Consider the following 20,981-nt stretch of genomic DNA (forward strand, 5'->3'; position numbering starts at 1 on the left):
TGAGCTTACATAAGTAAGTGATTCGGGTTCGTGAGAACCGCGAACACCGCTGCCACTTCAAGGAGGAAGGGTATTTAATAGGTATTCAAAGTGACAACCCTCGAACACTGCATCGGCAACACCCCACTGGTAAAACTGCAACGGATGAGCCAAGGTCTAAATGCTGAGATTTGGGTCAAATTGGAAGGCAATAATCCTGCCGGTTCGGTGAAAGACCGTGCCGCACTGACGATGATCCAACAGGCAGAATTGCGTGGCGAAATAGCTCCGGGTGATGTGTTGATCGAGGCCACCAGCGGTAATACCGGCATTGCGCTAGCGATGATTGCCGCCATGAAGGGTTATAAGCTGAAATTACTGATGCCGGAAAATATGAGCCAAGAGCGGCAGGCGGCAATGCGCGCTTATGGTGCAGAACTGATTTTGGTTAGCCGCGAGCAGGGCATGGAAGGTGCGCGCGATAGGGCATTACTGATGCAGGCTGAAGGGCTAGGTAAGGTGTTAGATCAGTTTAATAATACGGATAACCCTTATGCGCATTTCACCGGCACTGGGCCGGAAATCTGGCAACAAACTGTCGGTAAAGTGAGCCATTTTGTTTCCAGCATGGGCACCACCGGCACCATTACCGGGGTAAGCCAGTATCTGAAAAGCCAGAATCCGCATATTGCGGTTATCGGCCTGCAACCGGCCGAGGGCAGCAGTATTCCGGGGATTCGCCGTTGGTCACCGGAGTATATGCCGGGAATTTTCCGCCCTGAGCTGGTGGATCTAGTGTTGGATATCGCGCAGATTTCGGCAGAGCAGACTATGCGCCGGCTGGCCACAGAAGAGGGGATCTTCTGTGGTGTTAGCTCTGGTGGCGCGGTAGCTGGTGCCTTGCGCGTCGCTGCCGAAAATCCAGGCGCGTTGATAGTAGCGATTATCTGTGATCGTGGGGACCGATATTTATCGACCGGTGTTTTTGAAAGGGAGTGCCCCAACACACCCCCCGATCAATTGCGCAAAATATAACTCCTACTCTTGCTATATAAACCCTACTCTCGTTCCAATGCTCTTATTGGGTCCATTTGTGCTGCCCGTTTAGCGGGGAAGAAACCAAAAACCACGCCAATCAAACTGGAGCAGATAAATGCGGTGATAATGGATTTCACAGAGTAAACCATTGAAAAACTGCTGCTAAAAGCTACGATATTGATGATCTGGGTGCGCTCAATCCACGAAACGGCTCCGATGAGAACCGCCATAAGATCCTGAATATTCCTATCCCGATGATTTGGATGGGGGTGTTAGGTGGCTTGTTCTTTAGCGCGCTTTTGGCCTGGAACCTGACGCGGCCAATGCGCCAGCTAAGTGCGGGTTTTGAGCGAGTCGCTCAAGGGGATTTGTCAGTGCGATTATTGCCAGTGATGCGCCGCCGTCACGATGAACTGACCGACGTGGCGCGGGACTTTGACTCAATGGCCGAGCGCCTTGAGGTGTTGGTTAGCGCCCGTGAACAGCTATTGCATGACGTTTCTCATGAGTTACGCTCCCCATTAGCTCGCTTACAATTAGCCATCGGGCTGGCACACCAAAACCCGGTTAACGTCGAAAGTGCGTTACAGCGTATTGAGCATGAGTCGAAACGCCTGGATAAGATGATTGGCGAGCTATTGGCACTATCCCGCGCTGAAAATCACAATCTGGCAGATGATGACGAGTACTTTGATTTGCACGAGTTAGTGAAAGTGGTGGTGAATGACGCCCGTTTTGAGGCTCAGGTGTCGGGGGTAGAAATCCTCCTGCAAGTGTTACCCGCTATTGAATACACCGTTAAAGGCAATGCTGAATTGATGCGACGAGCTTTTGATAATATCGTGCGCAATGCGCTGCGTTTTTCAGCCTATGGGCAGCAAGTTAGCGTCACACTTTCTCCGCTCGATAAGTGTTATCAGATTCAGGTGGCGGATCAGGGGCCTGGGGTGGAAGAGAGCCAACTCTCCAGTATTTTCGACCCCTTTGTTCGTGTGAAGTCAGCGATGTCAGGCAAAGGCTATGGCTTGGGATTGGCGATTACCCGTAAAGTGATTCTGGCACATGGCGGGCAGGTTGAAGCAAGAAATGGCGAACAGGGAGGGTTAGTGATTACACTGCGAGTTCCACGTTGGCTAGCCACAGAATGACTAATTTTAGACAACAAAAACGGCACCCTTGAGTGCCGTTTTTCATTCGTATGAGATTACTTCTTGATACGAATAATTGGTGTCTCACCCACGGTAACACTACCAGACAGTTTGATCAGTTCTTTAATCTCGTCCATGTTAGAGATAACAACCGGCGTCAGTGTCGACTTGGCTTTCTCTTCCAACAAGGCCAGATTGAACTCGATAACCACATCACCTTTCTTGACGCGCTGACCTTCTTCCGCGATGCGTTTGAAGCCTTCGCCTTTCAGTTCAACAGTATCAATACCGAAGTGGACGAACAGCTCAATGCCGCTGTCTGATTCGATAGAAAAAGCATGGTTGGTTTCAAAAATCTTACCGATGGTGCCATCTACAGGAGCAACCATTTTATTGCCTGAAGGCTTGATGGCAATACCATCACCAACGATTTTCTCTGCAAAAACAACATCAGGAACATCTTCAATGTTGACGATTTCACCGGACAACGGCGCTACGATTTCAATAATGCCACTGTCTTTTTTATCATCTGAAACCAATGATTTCAGTTTATCGAACAAACCCATGATCTTCTCCTAAGTATTTATATTGGGCGGCGTTCCAGTATCGTGGAATTAGCAGAGTGTTTTTTCTTCGATGAACTTGTCAACCAGCGCCATCAATTCTTGCGCAGTAGGTTGAGTCAATGCTTGCTCAGCCAACGCCTTTGCATCTTGGAAATTGGTATTACGGATAATTTTCTTGATGCGTGGGATTGAAATCGCACTCATGCTGAACTCATCCAGCCCCATGCCCAATAGCAACAGTGTAGCACGTTCGTCGCCTGCAAGTTCACCGCACATACCGGTCCACTTACCTTCGGCGTGAGATGCATCAATTACCTGTTTTATCAGGCCCAATACCGATGGTGACATTGGATTATAGAGATGAGAAATCAGCTCATTGCCACGATCTACCGCCAGAGTATACTGAGTTAGATCGTTTGTCCCAATACTAAAGAAGTCAACTTCTTTAGCTAAATGATGGGCGATAACCGCCGCAGCGGGTGTTTCAACCATCACACCGACCTCGATGGTTTCATCAAAGGCCTTATTTTCTTCGCGTAATTGGCTCTTCAGCAGTTCAAGTTCTGCTTTCAGGGCACGCACTTCTTCAACCGAAATGATCATCGGGAACATGATGCGTAATTTGCCAAACGCGGAGGCACGTAAGATGGCGCGCAATTGCGCGTGCAGAATCTCTTTGCGGTCCATAGCAATACGGATGGCACGCCAGCCCAGGAATGGGTTTTCTTCTTTTGGCAGATTCATGTACGGCAGGTCTTTGTCACCACCGATGTCCATAGTACGGACGATAACGGCCTGAGAACCCATCGCTTCTGCAACGGCTTTATAAGCCTGGAACTGCTCTTCTTCAGTGGGCAGCGAGTCGCGATCCATGAACAGGAATTCAGTTCGGTACAGACCAACACCTTCAGCGCCATTGCGCTCCGCACCGGCGATATCACGCACAGTACCAATGTTGGCAACCACTTCAACCTGATGGCCATCAAGGGTGATAGCTGGCAGGTCTTTCAATTTAGCCAGTTCGTCTCTTTCGGCAATATATTGATCCTTCACCGCTTTTAACTCACTGATCACATCGCTGGTTGGGTTAACGTAAATTTTGTTGTTAACCGCATCGAGAATCAGAAAATCGCCGTTCTTCACCTGTTTGGTCACATCACTGGTGCCGACAATTGCAGGTAATTCCAGAGAGCGAGCCATAATCGAGGTGTGAGACGTGCGGCCACCCAAATCGGTGATGAACCCCAATACTTTGTTCAGATTAATCTGCGCGGTTTCTGACGGCGTTAAGTCGGTTGCCAGCAGAATGACTTCATCATGAATTGCACTCAGATCGACAATCGGCATATTAAGAATGTTCATCAGCAGGCGCTTGCCGATGTCACGCATGTCAGCTGCGCGTTCTTTCAGATATTCGTCATCCAGCTCTTCCAGGGCTTTGGCTTGCCCTTCGACGACTGAATAAGCGGCTGCTTCAGCAGTCATTTTATCATCTTTGATGAGGGCTATGATTTCCTGCTCAAGCTCTTCGTCTTCCAACAGCATAATATGCCCTTCGAAGATGGCCTCTTTATCTTCACCGAATGTTTCGCCAGCTTGGATCTTGATCGTTTCTAATTGGCTAGACGCTTTGGCGCGGCCAGATTTGAAACGTTCGACTTCCTGCTCCACTTTCTCAGGAGTGATTTTTTTCCGGTCGATGACAATCTCATCTTCTTTCAGCAAAAGTGCTTTACCAAAAGCGATACCCGGTGATACTGCAATGCCTGAAATCATAACCCTACCTTACTCTTGACTGGTGTTAACTAAAAAAGCGTGCGTGATTACTCAAGCTCTGCCATCAGTTTTACCAGATGCTCAACCGCTTTCTGCTCATCTTCACCTTCAGCCGAGATCACAACAACAGTACCTTGGGTCAGGCCCAGAGTTTGCAGTTTGAACAGGCTTTTAGCGCTAGCACTTTTACCGTTAGAGGTCACGGTAATTTCAGACGCGAAGCCTTTTGCTTCTTTAACGAACTGGGCAGCAGGGCGGGTATGCAGACCGTTTGGTGCAGTAATGGTAACTTCTTGCTGGAACATGAGTATTTCCCCAACTTATTTTGGATTTATGTTGTGGAGCTAAAGTTTAGTGTAAATGCCAGACTTTAGCCTGTATTGGTGCGCGCATGACGACATTTTATATGTATGCGCATGACTATGCCTCAACCACTGGCAAGTCACAAAGACAGTTTCCGATGAAACCTGAAATTAGGTCAAAAATCGTTACTATCACAACTAAGAATAATGCTCTCTTTGCATTATGTCTTCAATCAGCGTTCGAGTGATGACATTTTTTGTTGTTTTGCATAATGGTTAAATCGATTCAGCTTAGGTGTAGACCACTGTACGATTAATTTCGCGTATCAAAATAATTAACCGGTTAAATACTAAACCCAGAGGGTAAAATCAATCTTTATGTAGTAAAAAATTTGATGTGGGCCACAAAAAAAGCACCCCTAGGGGTGCTTTTTTAGCATTTAGTGCGCAGCATGATTACTGTTGCAGCTCTTGTTCAGTGAACAAATCTGCAAACAATGCCGTGCTTAAGTAACGCTCACCCGAGGAGGGAAGAATAACCACAATTGTTTTGTTAGTAAACTCTGGTTCTTGCAAAAGCTTGACCGCTGCCGCAACCGCTGCACCAGAGGAAATACCGGCCAGAATACCTTCTTCGTCCATCAGACGGCGAGCCATTGAAATTGCTTCATCGTTGGTGACTAACGCAACGCGGTCAATCAGGTCTAAATCGAGATTACCGGGAATAAAACCAGCGCCGATACCCTGGATTTTATGCGGGCCGGGTTTAATTTCCTGCCCAGCCAACGCTTGCGTAATAACCGGAGAGTCGGTTGGTTCGACCGCGACGGTGGTAATGGCTTTACCTTTGGTATTCTTAATGTAGCGGCTAACCCCGGTCAGAGTGCCACCAGTACCGACACCGGCAATAAACACATCTACTTCACCATCGGTATCTTCCCAGATTTCCGGGCCGGTCGTTTTTTCATGAATCTCTGGGTTCGCAGGGTTACTGAATTGCTGCAAAATCAGATAGCGATCAGGATCGGTTGCCTGAATCTCTTCCGCTTTGGCAATCGCCCCTTTCATTCCTTTAGCGCCTTCAGTCAGTACCAGATTGGCCCCCAACGCTTTTAGCAGCTTGCGGCGCTCAATGCTCATGGTTTCCGGCATCGTCAGGGTCAATTTATAGCCGCGCGCTGCGGCAACAAAGGCCAATGCGACACCGGTATTACCGCTGGTAGGCTCAACCAGTTCTTTATCTGCGGTGAGAATGCCGCGTTTTTCAGCATCCCAAATCATATTGGCACCGATGCGGCATTTAACGCTGAAACTTGGATTACGCGACTCAACTTTCGCCAAAATGCGCCCGTTACCGATACGGTTCAGACGAACCAGCGGCGTATGGCCGATTGTTAAAGAGTTGTCTTCATATATCTTGCTCATAGCCCGTCCTTTAACTCTATGAAAATGTAGGAAACGTTCAAAGCATACGCTAACAATGTGGCTATGGAAGTAAGTAATTGGTATATCGATATGTTATTAGGAAATAAGTTTTAATCCCAATAACTTTTGATCTTGACCATAGGGCGTGACCAGCACGCCCGGATAATATTATCGCGTTGGTTGAATAAACTGGTCGCGATAGCGATCGACCCACATTGCGGTGGCACCGCAGACTGCAACCGGCAGGATAACCAGATTGAGGAAGGGAATCATAGTGAATAAACTCACCAGTGCCCCAAACTGTAAATTATCGACCTTATCCTGACGTAGCGCACTGCGCATATGCTGAAAACTGACTTTGTGGTTATCAAAAGGATAGTCGCAATATTGAATCGACAGCATCCAGGCACTGAACAGGAACCACAATACCGGTGCAACCGTCTGACCGATACCCGGAATAAAGTACAGCACCAGCAACCCCAATGCGCGTGGCAGGTAGTAAGCCAGTTTTTGCCACTCACGGGCCATAATGCGGGGCAAATCTTTTACTATTCCCCAAATGCCAGTGTCTGGCAGCGGTTTACCGGTTAGACTCGCTTCCAGTTGTTCTGCCAGCAAACCGCTAAAGGGGGCGGCGATGATGTTGGCGAGGGTGCTAAACAGGTAACTGAATACCAATAGCACTGATATAACCATCACCGGCCACAATAGATAACTAAGCCATTGTAATCCGTCGGGAACATGACTCATCAGTTGTGGAACCCAGTCACCTATCCGGTTGAATAACCACCAGAAAGCGCCCCCCATCAGCAGAATATTCACCAGCAGAGGCAAAACGACGAATCGCCGGATGCCTGGACGGGAGATTAACTGCCATCCTTGTGCAAAATAATGGATACCACTGACCTTTTTTACTGCTTTTTGCGTATACGCCATGCCATTCAGTTCTCAGTAATCATATTGACGGGGGTATCATATCGATATGATTTCCCACTGCATAGTCGCATATTGTGCAAAAAATGAGCGAAAGAACTAGCATAATCATCTTTCTTCGAAGAAAATTGAGCACGGACTTGCACTTGTGTTCGTTGGGAAATAGAGTTAAAGGGTGAATGTTTGCCGCGGTGGCAATGTATTGGAACAACAGAGATAGTAATGATGCAGGATTTGCGTCTGATATTAATCGTTGTTGGCGCGATCGCCATAATAGCGTTGTTATTGCATGGTTTGTGGACCAGCCGTAAAGAACGCTCTTCACTTTTTCGCGATCGCCCAGTTAAACGTGCGAAACAAGAACGTGTTGAAACCCCGATCGAGAGTCTCGATGAAGGGGTGGGAGAAGTGCGCGTCCGCACTGCTCATCCACAAGATAAACCTTCGTTTAGTCACATTGACGACGACGATGACATGCCTGTCATTAAGCATACTGAAACCAAGCCGGTTCAGGTTAAGGCGGAATCTCGCCAAACACCTTTTGCTTCAGTGCAAACAGGCTCGGTGCAAATAGAAAATGACGACCCTCTTTTGGGTGGGCTATCGGCTGAACAACCACCGCATGAATCACAGCGTGAACCTTTGCTGGGAGCGGTTGGTGAATCCTATTCGCAACCGCGCCACGCAGAGCCTTTGCATGTGGAACCGCAGTCAGAACCTGTTGCTCCGCCAGCAGAAGTGAAACCACAGAAACTGAAAGAAACTGTTTTGGTGCTGCATGTGGCTGCGCATCATGGGGGTGCTCTTGGCGGCGAAGTGCTGTTGCAGAGTGTGCTTCAGTCTGGTTTCCAGTTCGGCGAGATGGGTATTTTCCATCGTCATCTCAGCCCAGCAGGCAGCGGCCCGGTGTTATTCAGTCTGGCGAATATGGTGAAACCAGGTTCGTTTGACCCTGACACCATGTCTGATTTCTCAACGCCGGGTGTCTCAATGTTTATGATGGTGCCGTCTTATGGCGACGCGAATCAAAACTTTAAGTTAATGCTGCAATCAGCCCAACGCATTGCCGATGATGTCGGTGGTGTGGTGTTGGATGATGAACGTCGCATGATGACCCCGCAAAAACTGGAAACGTACAAGGCCCGCATCCGCGAAGTGTTGGATGCAAACGCCAGCGCCTGATAACGTCGCCTCGCAGTGAATCGAATTAACCCGAACCCCCGCATGCCGGGGGTTTTTTATCTTTGATGGTGAGCTATGGAATCGATAATTCAGCAAATTAATCAACTAAGAACCTCATTGCGCCATCACGAACATCTCTACCATGTGTTGGATGCACCAGAGATACCTGATGCTGAATATGACCGCCTAATGCAGCAATTGCGTGAGCTGGAAGCACAACATCCTGAATTAGTTACCAATGACTCACCGACGCAGCGTGTGGGGGCCGCCCCCCTTGATGCTTTCGAGCAGGTTAAACACGAAGTGCCGATGCTCTCGCTGGATAACGTCTTCGATGAAGAGAGTTATCTGGCTTTTGACAAGCGGGTGCATGATCGGCTGAAAAGCGTTGAACCGCTAACCTTTTGCTGCGAGCTGAAGCTGGATGGCCTGGCGGTCAGCCTATTATATGAAGAGGGTGAGTTAGTTCGAGCCGCAACCCGTGGTGATGGAACAACCGGTGAAAATATTACCGTCAATGTGCGCACTATCCGCGCCATTCCTCTGCGTCTGCATGGGGATAATATCCCGCAGCGGGTGGAAGTCCGTGGTGAAGTGTTTATGCCGTTGGCCGGTTTTGAGCAACTTAATGATGAAGCGCGTCGCAAAGGCGGCAAAGTGTTTGCCAACCCACGTAATGCCGCTGCCGGTTCATTACGTCAACTTGATCCGCGCATTACAGCCAAACGGCCTTTAACCTTCTTCTGCTATGGCGTCGGTTTATTGGAGGGCGGTGAACTGCCTCGCAGCCATATTGCGCGATTGATGCAATTTAAGGCCTGGGGATTGCCGGTCAGTGATCGGGTTAAATTATGCACTGGCAGCGAGCAAGTGATCGCTTTCTATCGTCAAGTCGAACAAGACCGTGCCGGTTTAGGTTTTGATATTGACGGTGTGGTCATCAAAGTCGATGACCTCGATTTGCAAGAGCAGCTTGGTTTCGTAGCACGCGCACCCCGTTGGGCAACCGCATTTAAATTCCCGGCGCAGGAACAGATAACCCAAGTCCGTGAAGTCGAGTTTCAGGTCGGGCGTACGGGTGCCATTACGCCGGTAGCGCGGCTGGAACCGGTGCAGGTGGCCGGTGTGATTGTCAGCAATGCCACATTACACAATGCCGATGAGATTGAGCGACTTGGTTTGCGCATTGGCGATACGGTGATTGTTCGCCGTGCTGGTGATGTGATCCCGCAAGTGGTTGGCGTGGTGATGGAGCAACGCCCTCAGGATACCCAAGAGATAGTTTTCCCCGAGCACTGCCCGGTATGTGGTTCGGATATCGAACGCATTGAGGGAGAAGCGGTTGCACGCTGTACCGGCGGCCTGTTCTGCGCTGCGCAGCGAAAAGAGGCACTGAAGCATTTTGTCTCTCGCCGGGCACTGGATGTCGATGGTATGGGTGACAAAATTATCGAACAACTGGTTGAGAAACAGTATGTTGAAAATCCAGCTGATTTATTCCAACTTACCGCAGGCAAGCTGACCGGTTTAGACCGAATGGGGCCGAAGTCGGCACAAAACCTGATTGTGGCGTTGGAAAAAGCAAAACAAACCACCTTTGCGCGCTTCCTCTATGCGTTGGGTATCCGTGAGGTGGGTGAGGCAACTGCGGCTAATTTGGCGGCTCACTTTCGTAATCTGGCCAATTTACGTGCGGCTGACATTGATGCCTTAAAGAGCGTACCGGATGTCGGCGAGGTGGTGGCAAAACATGTGATGAACTTCCTCAATGAGGAACATAATCAGAAGGTTATCGAAGCACTGGAACAGGTGATCAGTTGGCCAGAGCCGCAGCAGATTGTGGTAGAAGAGATAGATAGCCCATTTGCCGGTAAAACAGTGGTATTGACCGGCTCATTGACAATACTTTCGCGCGATGAAGCCAAAGATCGCCTGACCGCTTTGGGGGCAAAAGTCAGTGGTAGTGTTTCCAAGAAAACCGATCTGGTGATTGCCGGTGAAGCTGCGGGTTCGAAGCTGGTCAAGGCGCAGGAGCTTGGTGTTACGGTCATTGATGAAGCTGAGATGATCCGCTTGCTGGGTGCATAATCGGAGAGGGTGACGTGGAAAAAGAGAATCTGGTGGAGATAGCCAATACCCGAATGCCCTTTGGCAAATACCAAGGGCGAGTCTTGATCGACCTGCCAGAAGAGTACCTCCTTTGGTTCGCCCGCAAAGGTGAGTTTCCGCAAGGCAAGCTGGGTATGCTGATGGAGATGACGCTGGCGATTAAAATTGAAGGGTTAGACAGTTTGGTAAAACCACTCAAACGTGGTTAATCAAGCGCCTGAAATAGGGCGATGGCCGCTCTCCTGCCATTGCCCTAACTTTGTTTTAATCTATTAAATATAAACGTTTATCAAGTTCTGGTCCGTTGGGTGATTGACTCCATCAGCGGCAGGTGTGCTTACGTTATTATTATTATCTTCTTTAGCCTTATCGGCCTCTTTCGCCTGAATACGCGTAATTTCAGCGCGCAGTGCTGCAATTTGACTCTGAATTTGTTGTTGCTGTTTTTGCAGCTCATCAGTGGTCAAACCAGAATCTTTTAACGTGCTGAGTTTGGTTGTTAATTTTTCAATCTCTTGATTAATAGATTTAATTTGTGCAGCCGCACTGCTGTTAGAGGTGCCGGAACCTCCACTCGCTGAAGCGGTTGTCGCGGAGATAGTATTCGACATAATTATTCCTTAAAAATATGACTGGAATAGTTTCTATCGGCGGGTAGATATTTACCTTTAACGTATTAAGGGCTTTTTACGTAATCTTATCGAAATCTTATCATTTGATGGTTTTTTTGAACTGTTTTGAGTGGTTAGATTATCCGGCGTAAATCAGGCCAGCGCTGTAGCCAGCCCTTGTCATTGACGCGTTGGTGGTAGGTATCAAGCTCACCATTTATAGCATTTAACGTGATCGTTCCAGCAAACAGGGCAGCGAAACCAAAAGGGGCTATCAGCTCAATATTACCCTGAGCATCAAGGCTGGCTCCAACAGCGGTTTCTACTTCAACCCAATAGCTGATGGCATCTTCAGTGCTGGTATAGGGTTGACGGCCATTTCGCAAGTGCATTCTGGCCTGGTTTTTTACTGACCAGGGGAAGGGGTCCTTATGAGAGGCTGTTTTCTGCAATAATCGCATTTCCAACTGAGAATCGCGTTGTTCTCTGGCATCTTGCTTATAAAAATAGACCAGATCAATATCGTTCAGTGGTGTCGAGGAAGGGTGACTATGCAGTTGATCCCACACCAGATTGCGCACAAAACCCGCCGCCAGGCACCACTGACTTAACTTTAGCTCTCGGGCTATATGCAAAGCCTGCATACGATAAGAGTCAGCCTGTAGCCAGTGAATGATTTGTTGCTGTTGGGTCATAAGCAACTCCTCGAAAATCAACGAATAACACAAAGCAAAAAACCGGCCAAAGGCCGGTCTTTTAAAGAGTGGTGGAGCTAGACGGGATCGAACCGTCGACCTCTTGCATGCCATGCAAGCGCTCTCCCAGCTGAGCTATAGCCCCACAAATGTGGTTGTTCGTACTGATTTATCTATTGTGCCACCCATTTTACTGAGTTTGAACATCTCATCAAACCAGAAAATTTGGTGGAGCTAGACGGGATCGAACCGTCGACCTCTTGCATGCCATGCAAGCGCTCTCCCAGCTGAGCTATAGCCCCGATGCGCACATAATAAATCGTGTGAACGGGGCGCATGATATGAAACCACTGAAACAGTGTCAACGGCTAATTCGATTTCTCGCGTTAAGCGCTGAAAAAGCCGCCAAATCAGTGAGCAAACCGCACAAAAAAGGCGACTTAAGCAAGCCGCCTGAGAGAGAGAGAAATGATGACGCTATTGTTGTGCTTCACGTTCGCTGATAAAAGCGAGTGCTTTATCAATACGAGCCAGTGAGCGCGCCTGACCGATCGCGTGGACAGTCACGTCCATCCCCGGAGATTGGCCTGCACCAGTGACCGCTACACGCAGCGGCATACCGACTTTACCCATACCTACACCCAACTCATCAGCAGTGCCCTGAATGGCATTGTGAACGTTTTCAGTGGTCCATGCGGTAATGGCAGCCAGTTTGGCTTTGACGGCTTCCAGCGGCTGGCGGGCAACAGGACGCAAATGTTTTTTCGCCGCATCTGCGTCGAACTCATCAAACTCTTCATAGAAGTAACGGCAAGATTCAGCCATTTCTTTTAGTGTCTTACAGCGCTCACCTAGCAACTTAACAATTTCGACCAACTCAGGGCCATTACGGGTATCAATCTCCAGTTGTTCAACCTGCCATGACAGGTGAACCGCAACCTGTTCTGGTGGCAGGCTATTGATATAGTGGTGATTCAGCCATTGCAGTTTTTCAGTATTGAACGCACTGGCCGATTTACTTACCGCATCAAGGGTGAACAGCTCGGTCATCTCAGCAACAGAGAAAATCTCCTGATCACCATGCGACCAACCCAAGCGAACCAAATAGTTCAGCAGGGCTTCTGGTAGATAGCCGTCATCACGGTATTGCATGACACCAACCGCACCGTGGCGTTTAGAGAGTTTTTTGCCATCATCACCCAGAATCATCGAAACGTGAGCATATTCAGGAACGGGCGCGCCTAAGGCTTTCAGAATGTTAATCTGGCGCGGCGTGTTGTTGATATGGTCTTCGCCACGGATAACGTGGGTGATTTCCATATCCCAGTCATCAATAACTACGCAGAAATTATAGGTGGGTGAACCATCGGTACGGCGGATAATTAAATCATCCAGCTCTTGGTTACTGAATTCGATTGGCCCACGGATTTTGTCATTGAAAATAACTGAGCCTTCCTGTGGGTTACGAAAACGCACTACCGATGGCTCATCAGCGCTATGGGTACACTGGCTATCACGGCAGCGGCCATCGTAGCGCGGCTTTTCACCGTTCGCCATTTGGGCTTCGCGTAATTCATCCAAACGCTCTTTCGAACAATAGCATCTATATGCAGTGCCATTTTCTAACATTTGGTCAATCACTGCATTGTAGCGATCGAAACGTTTGGTTTGGAAATACGGGCCTTCATCCCAATCCAGATTCAGCCAGTTCATACCGTCCATAATGGCATCGATGGCTTCCTGAGTTGAGCGCTCAAGATCGGTATCTTCGATACGCAGCACAAACTCACCGCCTAAATGACGGGTGAATAGCCAGGAGTACAGCGCGGTGCGCGCGCCACCTACGTGGAGATAGCCGGTAGGACTGGGTGCAAAGCGGGTTTTGATTTTCATTGGGATCGATGCCTTATTACGCTACGCCGACCAGCAAAAGCTGGCAGTTGCTCGAATTTCGAAAAAGTAAGCGACATTCTACCACCCTGAGACAATTCCTCAACGATGTTACCGATATGCAATTAGATCTGGCTAAACAAACCCTCAGAGCGGCGATAAATATCGCATCCTGTTTAAATTTGCGGCGAACGATTGTTTTCGTTTTAAAAACCGTTGACTCACTTCGAACTATCCCTATAATGCGACTCCAACAACACGGCGGGGCGATTAGCTCAGTTGGTAGAGCATCTCCTTTACACGGAGGGGGTCATCAGTTCGAATCTGGTATCGCCCACCAAACTCGACGTGTTGTAAAATAATGAGATAGATGAGGGCGATTAGCTCAGTTGGTAGAGCATCTCCTTTACACGGAGGGGGTCATCAGTTCGAATCTGGTATCGCCCACCACTCATCTCTCATTGTTTCAAGTGTTAAGATTTTTAGTAGTAGAAGTGGGCGATTAGCTCAGTTGGTAGAGCATCTCCTTTACACGGAGGGGGTCATCAGTTCGAATCTGGTATCGCCCACCACTTCTATACTTTCAAGATTATATAATGGGTCGTTAGCTCAGTTGGTAGAGCAGTTGACTTTTAATCAATTGGTCGCAGGTTCGAATCCCGCACGACCCACCATTATATACAATACATCAGTAACTCACCTCAATCTTTGAAATCGCACACTACACAATATCGTGTGGGTGAGACCCTGCGTTCAGGTTCGAGCCGAGCGAAGCGAGACAGCAACGCGCCAGCGTTGACCCGAAGGGCGAATCCGAAGGGTGAGTAATCCCGCACGACCCACCATTATATAAACTCCCAAACTCCCAAACTCCCAAATAACGTTTTTCCCATCTATTTATTATCTACTGATATCTTCACTCTTTTAACCTGCCAAGAAACATTCTCTCAGCAAATAACTCATCCACAAATCAGAGCCATAAAAAAAGGCGCCGTAGCGCCTCTTTAAGCGTTTTTTTGCCTGACCTTAGAGTACCAGACCCGCAATAGAGGCGGACAGTACACTGACCAATGTAGAGCCGTACAGCAGTTTCAAACCAAAGCGAGAAACGACGTTACCTTGATGCTCATTCAGCCCTTTAATCGCCCCGGCAACAATACCGATAGACGAGAAGTTAGCGAATGAAACCAGGAAGACGGACAGAATACCGACACTGCGTGGTGATAATTCTGATGCGACTTTCTGCAAGTCCATCATCGCAACAAATTCGTTAGAAACCAGTTTGGTTGCCATAATACCGCCGACTTGCAAGGCTTCATGAGTTGGTACACCCATGACCCAGGCAAATGGGAAGAAGACATAACCCAAGATACCCTGGAAGCTAATACCGAACAGCAGGCTGAACAAAGCATTCATTGCGGCAATTAATGCGATAAAACCAATCAGCATAGCTGCAACGATAATGGCGACTTTGAAACCGGCTAAGATGTATTCACCCAGCATTTCAAAGAAGCTTTGGCCTTCGTGTAGGTTGCTCAGTTGCAGCTCTTCCTCATCCTCCGCTTTATACGGGTTGATCAACGACAACACGATAAAGGTACTGAACATGTTGAGTACCAGCGCTGCAACCACGAATTTCGCGTCCAGCATCGACATATATGCGCCGACGATCGACATAGAAACTGTCGACATGGCGGTCGCAGCCATCGTGTACATCCGTTTCTCAGACATTTTGCCCAAAATGTCTTTATAAGCGATAAAGTTTTCAGATTGGCCTAAAATCAGTGAGCTGACAGCGTTGAATGATTCGAGCTTACCCATGCCGTTAACTTTGGACAGCAAAGTACCAATTATTCGAATGACAACTGGTAACACTTTGATATATTGCAGAATGCCAATCAGAGCAGAAATAAAGACGATAGGACACAGCACTCTTAAGAAGAAGAACGCGAGACCTTTATCACCCATATTGCCGAAAACAAAATCAGTACCGGTAGCGGCGAATCCGAGTAATTTATCGAATAAACCGGCGAATCCTTTCACAAAACCCAGTCCAACTTCCGAATGCAGGAAGAAGTACGCCAATAACACTTCAATAACGAGCAATTGAATAACAAACCGAATGCGGATGCTCTTACGATCTTTACAGATCGCCAGCGCTAATATGGCCACCACGACTAAGGCCAACGCAAACTGCAGAATATGGGACATGTGTGCTCCAAATTTGAGGCAGGCTAGATTTCGGTGGACATTTTATGTAACGGGTACATTAAAAACGAGATGTAGGCAGCAAATATAGAAAGTCACTTTCATAAATGCAAACAAATTAGCGGGCTTGATCACAAAAAACCACATGTTAATAATTTGCTTCTCGAGTAGTGTAATTATGTTATTTTCGATAATGGTAGTGATTGGGTCTAAAGATTACGATGCGTTATGCAATGATTATTCGGAATAAGCTATCAGAGAGATAAGTTTTATCGCTACAAATGCGCTTGATAATTATTATCATTTAGCTAGTATTAGCGCTAGAGAGTAGCCATAAATTTTCCGAGGGTAATACTGATATGCTAAATAGCCGTGCTGTCGATACGCCCCGTACATCAAGGAGGATAAAGCTTTCCCTGATGGGGCCTGCTTTTATCGCAGCGATTGGCTACATTGATCCCGGTAACTTCGCCACCAATATTCAGGCTGGGGCCTCATTCGGCTATACCTTGCTGTGGGTGGTGGTGTGGGCCAATTTTATGGCGATGTTGATCCAACTACTGTCAGCCAAACTTGGCATTGCTACGGGCAAGAATTTGGCTGAGCACATCCGTGATAGGTTCCCTCGTCCTGCGGTTTGGGCGTATTGGGTACAGGCAGAGATTATCGCGATGGCGACCGATCTGGCTGAATTTATCGGTGCCGCCATTGGTTTTAAGTTGCTGTTGGGCGTGACTCTTTTGGAGGGCGCGATACTGACCGGCATTGCGACTTTCCTCATTCTTATGCTGCAAAATCGTGGGCAAAAGCCGCTCGAACTGGTTATTGGTGGCCTGTTACTGTTTGTCGCGGCGGCTTATATTGTCGAATTGGTGTTCTCTCGGCCCGAAATTGCCGCGTTGGGCCGCGGGATGCTTATCCCCGATTTACCAAACAGTGATGCGGTATTCTTAGCCGCAGGGGTGCTGGGGGCCACCATTATGCCGCACGTTATTTACCTGCATTCGTCGTTAACGCAAACAGCAAATGAAAACTCTAAAGCAGATCGTTATGCCTCAACCAAACTGGATGTGGCGATAGCCATGACGATTGCCGGGTTTGTTAATCTGGCAATGATGGCAACGGCAGCGGCGGCTTTTCACTTCAACGGTTATGGCAGTATTGCAGAAATTGAGCAGGCTTATCTGACACTGCAACCGTTACTGGGTAATTCAGCAGCGACTATTTTTGGTTTGAGTCTGGTGGCCGCAGGGTTGTCATCTACGGTGGTAGGTACCCTGGCAGGGCAGGTTGTGATGCAAGGTTTTGTGCGCTTTTATATCCCCATTTGGGTACGTCGTACAATAACGATGTTGCCTTCCTTTGTCGTTATTCTGATGGGGATGGATGCGACGCGAATATTGGTGATGAGTCAGGTACTACTGAGTTTTGGGATTGCACTGGCTTTGGTGCCACTGCTGGTCTTCACCGGCAATAAAGAATTGATGGGGGATATGGTTAACTCGAAACTGATTCAGGGGTTGGGGAAACTGATCGTGGTGGTGGTGATCGGATTGAATGCTTATCTCTTGATTAGCCTGCTTTAATCGAGCGCCTGTCAGGCGGATACCCCATAAGCTATCCGCCCTGTCTATAGTTAGTTAGTCATCGTGATGGCCGTGCCCATGTCCTTTTCCGTGCTTATGCTTATCACCATATCGGTTATCGTGCTTATCGTATTTCCAGTAACGTCCTTCACGGTAATAGTAGTTCTTTTTCCACCAATTCTTGCCTTGCCAGCGGTGGCCATCCCAGTAATGTCCATGACGGTTGCGGTCGCCTAAATCCCGCCCTTGATGGTTCTGCCACCATTGGCGGTCACGCCAGTCATAGCCATCCCAATAATTTCCTCCCCTGTCTTGTTCACCAATTTGTAATGAAACGCTGGGTAATAACTCAATACTTTCAGCATTAGCCATTGGGATGAGGGGTAACCAGGCTAATATCGTTACCAATAATAGGGGTTTTAATGCTATTGGTTTAAAAACACCGATTCTCGGCGTAAAATCACCCACTTTTAACATGATTTATCCTTACCCAGTCATTATTGGCTATGGTGTTATCTTAAACAGTGGGTGAGCAATTGAGGCTAGGATAAAACTGTAAAATAGTTAATTAGGATTTATCCGTTTCAGTGATTAAACCCAACAAGGGTACTTTGTGTACCCTTGTTGGTGGTAATAAAATGAATTATAACAAGATATTTTCGATAATCTTGATTTCTTCATCACTGAAATCAGTCTTGGCTAACATGCCAACAGCATCATCAATTTGGCTGATTTTACTGGCCCCAATCAGGGCTGATGTCACTCGCCCGCCGCGTAATACCCAAGCCAGAGACATTTGTGACAGCTTTTGCCCACGCTTTCGTGCCAGTTCATTCAGTTGCCGTACTTTACGCAATTTCTCTACGGTAAGTTGTTCTGGATTAAGGAATTTACTGTCACTGGCGGCGCGTGAATCCTGTGGAATTCCCGCCAGATAGCGATCGGTCAATAAACCGCCCGCCAGAGGTGAAAAGGCAATCGAACCCACCCCATATTGATCCAGCGTATCTTGCAGCTCTGTTTCAATCCAGCGTTCAAACATTGAGTATTTAGGTTGATGAATCAAGCAGGGCGTACCCAGGGCGTTTAGTATTTCACATGCTTGCTGTGCCTGCTCTGCCGGGTAATTCGATAAGCCGATATAGAGCGCTTTGCCCTGACGTACCAACAGATCCAACGCCGCCATCGTTTCCTCCAGCGGGGTATGAGGGTCGGGGCGATGATGGTAGAAAATGTCGACATAATCCAGCCCCAGCCGTTGCAGGCTTTGATTGAGGCTGGCAACCAAATACTTTTTCGAACCCCAATCACCATAAGGGCCGGGCCACATGGTATAGCCTGCTTTCGAAGAAATTATCAGTTCATCACGATAGGGGCGCAGGTCTTGTTGCAGAATTCGGCCAAAATTCAACTCGGCAGCGCCGGGAGGGGGGCCATAGTTATTGGCTAAATCAAAATGGGTGATGCCATGATCGAACGCACGGTGAATCAGGTTACGGCTGTTTTCATACAGTGTGCTGTCACCAAAGTTGTGCCAGAGGCCCAGTGAGATAGCTGGAAGTTTTAATCCACTGCGACCACAACGATGATATTCCATCTCTTGATAGCGGGAGGGCGATGCTTGATAGACCATGATGACCCTTATTGGCGAGTGTCAATAACGCTTCTACTGTATGCGTTTTCACTCTCGATGCAAGACAGCGGGATCACAGTATTATCCCCCTAAATTAGCGCACGGTTTATGGAACCAACGTACGCGTCAGGAAATAGTGACAATATTAGCCAATTAGATATTTATAAAACATTAGATATATTGATTAACTGTTCAATACTTAATGAAATATAACCCTAATTAAGGCTGGTGTAATGATGAGCGGCAGCTACAAAGTGGCAGATTACCTACTGGATCGCTTGGCGCAGGTGGGCATTCGCCATTTATTTGGTGTTCCGGGCGATTTCAACCTCCAGTTTTTAGACAGTGTTATTAGTCATCCGGTTATTCAATGGATGGGGTGTGCTAATGAACTTAATGCATCTTATGCCGCCGATGGTTATGCCAGAGTCATGCCTGCGGCAGCCTTGCTGACCACCGCAGGCGTTGGGGAGTTAAGTGCGATTAATGGTATTGCAGGTAGCTTCGCAGAATACCTTCCGGTAGTGCATATTATTGGGACTCCAGCATTACGCTCACAGAAAGCCGGTGAGCTACTGCACCATTCGTTGGGCGACGGTGATTTCAGTCATTTTTCGCGTATGGCAAAAGAAGTCACCTGCGCGCAAACCAGCTTAACCGCAGATAATGCAGCGGCGGAGATTGACCGCTTACTGGTGGCGGCGTTGAGTCAGCGTCGGCCTGTTTATCTGCAACTCCCCAGTGATGTCGCTGAGGCTGCGGTATCTGCTCCATCGGGTGTGCTGGCGCTTGCTCAACCCATGCTGTCACTAACATCACTTCAGGCGTTTATCGAGGCTGCGCGAGTAAAATTACAATCAGCTCATCGAGTTGCGCTATTGGCCGATTTTCTTGCTAGCAGGTTTGGCGCACAACAACCCTTGCAACTGTTACTGGCGGAGGTGGATATTCCGCATTCGACACTGATGATGGGAAAAGGATTATTAGATGAGACACATCCAATGTTTATCGGTACTTACGCGGGGGCTGCCAGTGATGCGTTCGTCAAAGAATATATTGAGGAAGCTGATGTTCTAATCACCGTCGGGGTATGGTTTGTTGATACCATTACCGCAGGATTCAGCCAGAATATTCTTCGGGATAAAGGTATTGATATTCAACCGGAGCAGGTGCGGATTGGGAACACTATTTTCAGTCAGATCCCAATGGCGACAGCGGTTAGCGCCTTGCATCAGCTAGGTAAAACCTTGCAAAGCGAATGGCAACAACCGCGGGTCACGCGCCTCCTGCCCGTATCCTTGCCTGATAATCCGCTTAATCAGCACGCATTTTGGTATCACATTCAGCATTTTCTGCGTGCAGGCGATATTGTTATTACTGATCAGGGGACTTCAAGCTTTGGGGCAGCAACATTAAGTTTACCTGCTGATTGTATCTTTATTAGCCAGTCTTTATGGGGTTCTATTGGTTTTAGTTTGCCTGCGGCCTATGGTGTACAGGCCGCGTTGCCTGAACGACGGGTCATATTGATCGTGGGTGACGGTGCTGCTCAACTGACGATACAAGAACTGGGGTCTTTGTTGCGCGATGGGTTAAAACCGGTGATTTTCCTATTGAATAATCAAGGCTATACGGTAGAACGGGCTATTCATGGGCCACAGCAGCCTTATAACGATATTGCCGTATGGGATTGGAGCCAAATACCGCGGGTATTCGGCATGAGGAACGCTATCTTAACACGCAGCGTCACTGAGGTTGATCAACTGCAACAAGTACTGGAACAGCTTGAAGAGTGTGATCAACTGGCCTTTATCGAGGTGGTGCTGCCGCCAATGGATGTCCCTGAGTTATTGGCTAATGTGGCAAAATCGATTCAGGCACGCAATGCAGCAATCTAAAT

General features: G+C 48.1%; 18 protein-coding genes, 6 tRNA genes, 1 other RNA gene and 1 pseudogene. 12 read left to right on the top strand and 14 right to left on the bottom strand.

Annotation, left to right across the window (positions count from 1 at the left end; all coding sequences use genetic code 11):
- Positions 1-90 precede the first annotated feature (90 nt).
- Positions 91-1,014, top strand: a complete 924-nt coding sequence (gene cysM / locus AT01_RS17915; protein WP_042548115.1) for a cysteine synthase CysM — start codon at positions 91-93, stop codon at positions 1,012-1,014.
- 23 nt (positions 1,015-1,037) lie between these two features.
- Here the strand turns inward: cysM and AT01_RS17920 are convergent, their stop codons facing one another.
- Entirely contained in the window at positions 1,038-1,247 is a 210-nt protein-coding gene (locus tag AT01_RS17920; RefSeq protein ID WP_042548116.1) for a hypothetical protein, read from the bottom strand.
- Between AT01_RS17920 and AT01_RS17925 the strand changes: the two are divergent.
- Positions 1,185-2,165 (top strand): annotated as a pseudogene (locus AT01_RS17925) (ATP-binding protein); the annotation flags it as partial. The gene AT01_RS17920 and the pseudogene AT01_RS17925 sit on opposite strands and share 63 nt — an antisense overlap.
- A gap of 56 nt (positions 2,166-2,221) precedes the next feature.
- Here AT01_RS17925 and crr read toward each other — a convergent pair.
- The 5 genes from crr to cysZ form a co-directional block, all read right to left on the bottom strand.
- Entirely contained in the window at positions 2,222-2,731 is a 510-nt protein-coding gene (crr, locus tag AT01_RS17930) for a PTS glucose transporter subunit IIA (protein WP_004703758.1), read from the bottom strand.
- A gap of 48 nt (positions 2,732-2,779) precedes the next feature.
- Positions 2,780-4,507, bottom strand: a complete 1,728-nt coding sequence (gene ptsI / locus AT01_RS17935; protein ID WP_004703759.1) for a phosphoenolpyruvate-protein phosphotransferase PtsI — start codon at positions 4,505-4,507, stop codon at positions 2,780-2,782.
- Positions 4,508-4,554: 47 nt separating this feature from the next.
- A complete protein-coding gene (gene ptsH, locus AT01_RS17940) occupies positions 4,555-4,812 on the bottom strand; it encodes a phosphocarrier protein Hpr (RefSeq protein WP_004703762.1) in 258 nt (85 codons plus the stop codon).
- A gap of 453 nt (positions 4,813-5,265) precedes the next feature.
- Complete coding sequence (gene cysK / locus AT01_RS17945; RefSeq protein WP_004703763.1) at positions 5,266-6,234, bottom strand: cysteine synthase A; 969 nt, start codon at positions 6,232-6,234, stop codon at positions 5,266-5,268.
- A 168-nt stretch (positions 6,235-6,402) separates the two neighbouring features.
- Positions 6,403-7,170: a sulfate transporter CysZ gene (gene cysZ / locus AT01_RS17950; RefSeq protein ID WP_042548117.1), complete on the bottom strand. Its 768-nt coding sequence runs from the start codon at positions 7,168-7,170 to the stop codon at positions 6,403-6,405.
- A gap of 219 nt (positions 7,171-7,389) precedes the next feature.
- On the opposite strand from cysZ, the gene zipA reads away from it, so the two are divergent.
- The 3 genes from zipA (at position 7,390) to AT01_RS17965 (ending at position 10,667) form a co-directional block, all read left to right on the top strand.
- Positions 7,390-8,349, top strand: coding sequence for a cell division protein ZipA (zipA, locus tag AT01_RS17955; protein ID WP_042548118.1), 960 nt, complete (start codon positions 7,390-7,392; stop codon positions 8,347-8,349).
- Positions 8,350-8,424: 75 nt separating this feature from the next.
- On the top strand, positions 8,425-10,437 hold the full coding sequence (ligA, locus tag AT01_RS17960; RefSeq protein WP_042548119.1) for an NAD-dependent DNA ligase LigA: 2,013 nt from the start codon (positions 8,425-8,427) through the stop codon (positions 10,435-10,437).
- A gap of 14 nt (positions 10,438-10,451) precedes the next feature.
- Positions 10,452-10,667, top strand: coding sequence for a DUF3820 family protein (locus AT01_RS17965; protein WP_004703771.1), 216 nt, complete (start codon positions 10,452-10,454; stop codon positions 10,665-10,667).
- A 63-nt stretch (positions 10,668-10,730) separates the two neighbouring features.
- Here AT01_RS17965 and AT01_RS17970 read toward each other — a convergent pair whose 3' ends face one another.
- From AT01_RS17970 to gltX, 5 genes are all read right to left on the bottom strand, one after another.
- On the bottom strand, positions 10,731-11,069 hold the full coding sequence (locus AT01_RS17970; RefSeq protein ID WP_042548120.1) for a FlxA-like family protein: 339 nt from the start codon (positions 11,067-11,069) through the stop codon (positions 10,731-10,733).
- A 134-nt stretch (positions 11,070-11,203) separates the two neighbouring features.
- Positions 11,204-11,764: a nucleotidyltransferase family protein gene (locus AT01_RS17975; RefSeq protein WP_042548703.1), complete on the bottom strand. Its 561-nt coding sequence runs from the start codon at positions 11,762-11,764 to the stop codon at positions 11,204-11,206.
- Between the two features lie 69 nt (positions 11,765-11,833).
- A tRNA-Ala gene (locus AT01_RS17980) sits at positions 11,834-11,909 on the bottom strand.
- An 81-nt stretch (positions 11,910-11,990) separates the two neighbouring features.
- A tRNA-Ala gene (locus AT01_RS17985) sits at positions 11,991-12,066 on the bottom strand.
- 175 nt (positions 12,067-12,241) lie between these two features.
- Positions 12,242-13,657 (bottom strand): glutamate--tRNA ligase, encoded by a 1,416-nt coding sequence (gene gltX, locus AT01_RS17990; protein ID WP_042548121.1) that lies wholly within the window; start codon positions 13,655-13,657, stop codon positions 12,242-12,244.
- A gap of 261 nt (positions 13,658-13,918) precedes the next feature.
- Here gltX and AT01_RS17995 point away from each other — a divergent pair.
- The 5 genes from AT01_RS17995 (at position 13,919) to AT01_RS21095 (ending at position 14,499) form a co-directional block, all read left to right on the top strand.
- A tRNA-Val gene (locus tag AT01_RS17995) sits at positions 13,919-13,994 on the top strand.
- A 34-nt stretch (positions 13,995-14,028) separates the two neighbouring features.
- Positions 14,029-14,104, top strand: a tRNA-Val gene (locus AT01_RS18000).
- Between the two features lie 46 nt (positions 14,105-14,150).
- Positions 14,151-14,226: transfer RNA gene (locus AT01_RS18005), tRNA-Val, on the top strand.
- Between the two features lie 26 nt (positions 14,227-14,252).
- Positions 14,253-14,328 (top strand) — tRNA-Lys (locus AT01_RS18010).
- Between the two features lie 45 nt (positions 14,329-14,373).
- Positions 14,374-14,499: non-coding RNA, RtT sRNA (locus AT01_RS21095), on the top strand.
- Between the two features lie 181 nt (positions 14,500-14,680).
- On the opposite strand, the gene AT01_RS18015 is transcribed toward AT01_RS21095, so the two are convergent.
- Positions 14,681-15,865: a NupC/NupG family nucleoside CNT transporter gene (locus AT01_RS18015; protein WP_004703856.1), complete on the bottom strand. Its 1,185-nt coding sequence runs from the start codon at positions 15,863-15,865 to the stop codon at positions 14,681-14,683.
- A 356-nt stretch (positions 15,866-16,221) separates the two neighbouring features.
- Between AT01_RS18015 and AT01_RS18020 the strand changes: the two genes are divergently transcribed.
- Entirely contained in the window at positions 16,222-17,448 is a 1,227-nt protein-coding gene (locus tag AT01_RS18020) for an Nramp family divalent metal transporter (protein ID WP_042548122.1), read from the top strand.
- Positions 17,449-17,502: 54 nt separating this feature from the next.
- Here the strand turns inward: AT01_RS18020 and AT01_RS18025 are convergent, their stop codons facing one another.
- On the bottom strand, positions 17,503-17,925 hold the full coding sequence (locus AT01_RS18025) for a DUF2502 domain-containing protein (RefSeq protein ID WP_072078103.1): 423 nt from the start codon (positions 17,923-17,925) through the stop codon (positions 17,503-17,505).
- A 166-nt stretch (positions 17,926-18,091) separates the two neighbouring features.
- Positions 18,092-19,081, bottom strand: a complete 990-nt coding sequence (locus tag AT01_RS18030) for an aldo/keto reductase (protein WP_042548123.1) — start codon at positions 19,079-19,081, stop codon at positions 18,092-18,094.
- 236 nt (positions 19,082-19,317) lie between these two features.
- Between AT01_RS18030 and AT01_RS18035 the strand changes: the two genes are divergently transcribed.
- Positions 19,318-20,979 (top strand): alpha-keto acid decarboxylase family protein, encoded by a 1,662-nt coding sequence (locus AT01_RS18035; protein WP_042548704.1) that lies wholly within the window; start codon positions 19,318-19,320, stop codon positions 20,977-20,979.
- Positions 20,980-20,981: the final 2 nt, after the last annotated feature.

The sequence above is a fragment of the Yersinia aldovae 670-83 genome (genome assembly GCF_000834395.1).
Classification (GTDB): domain Bacteria; phylum Pseudomonadota; class Gammaproteobacteria; order Enterobacterales; family Enterobacteriaceae; genus Yersinia; species Yersinia aldovae.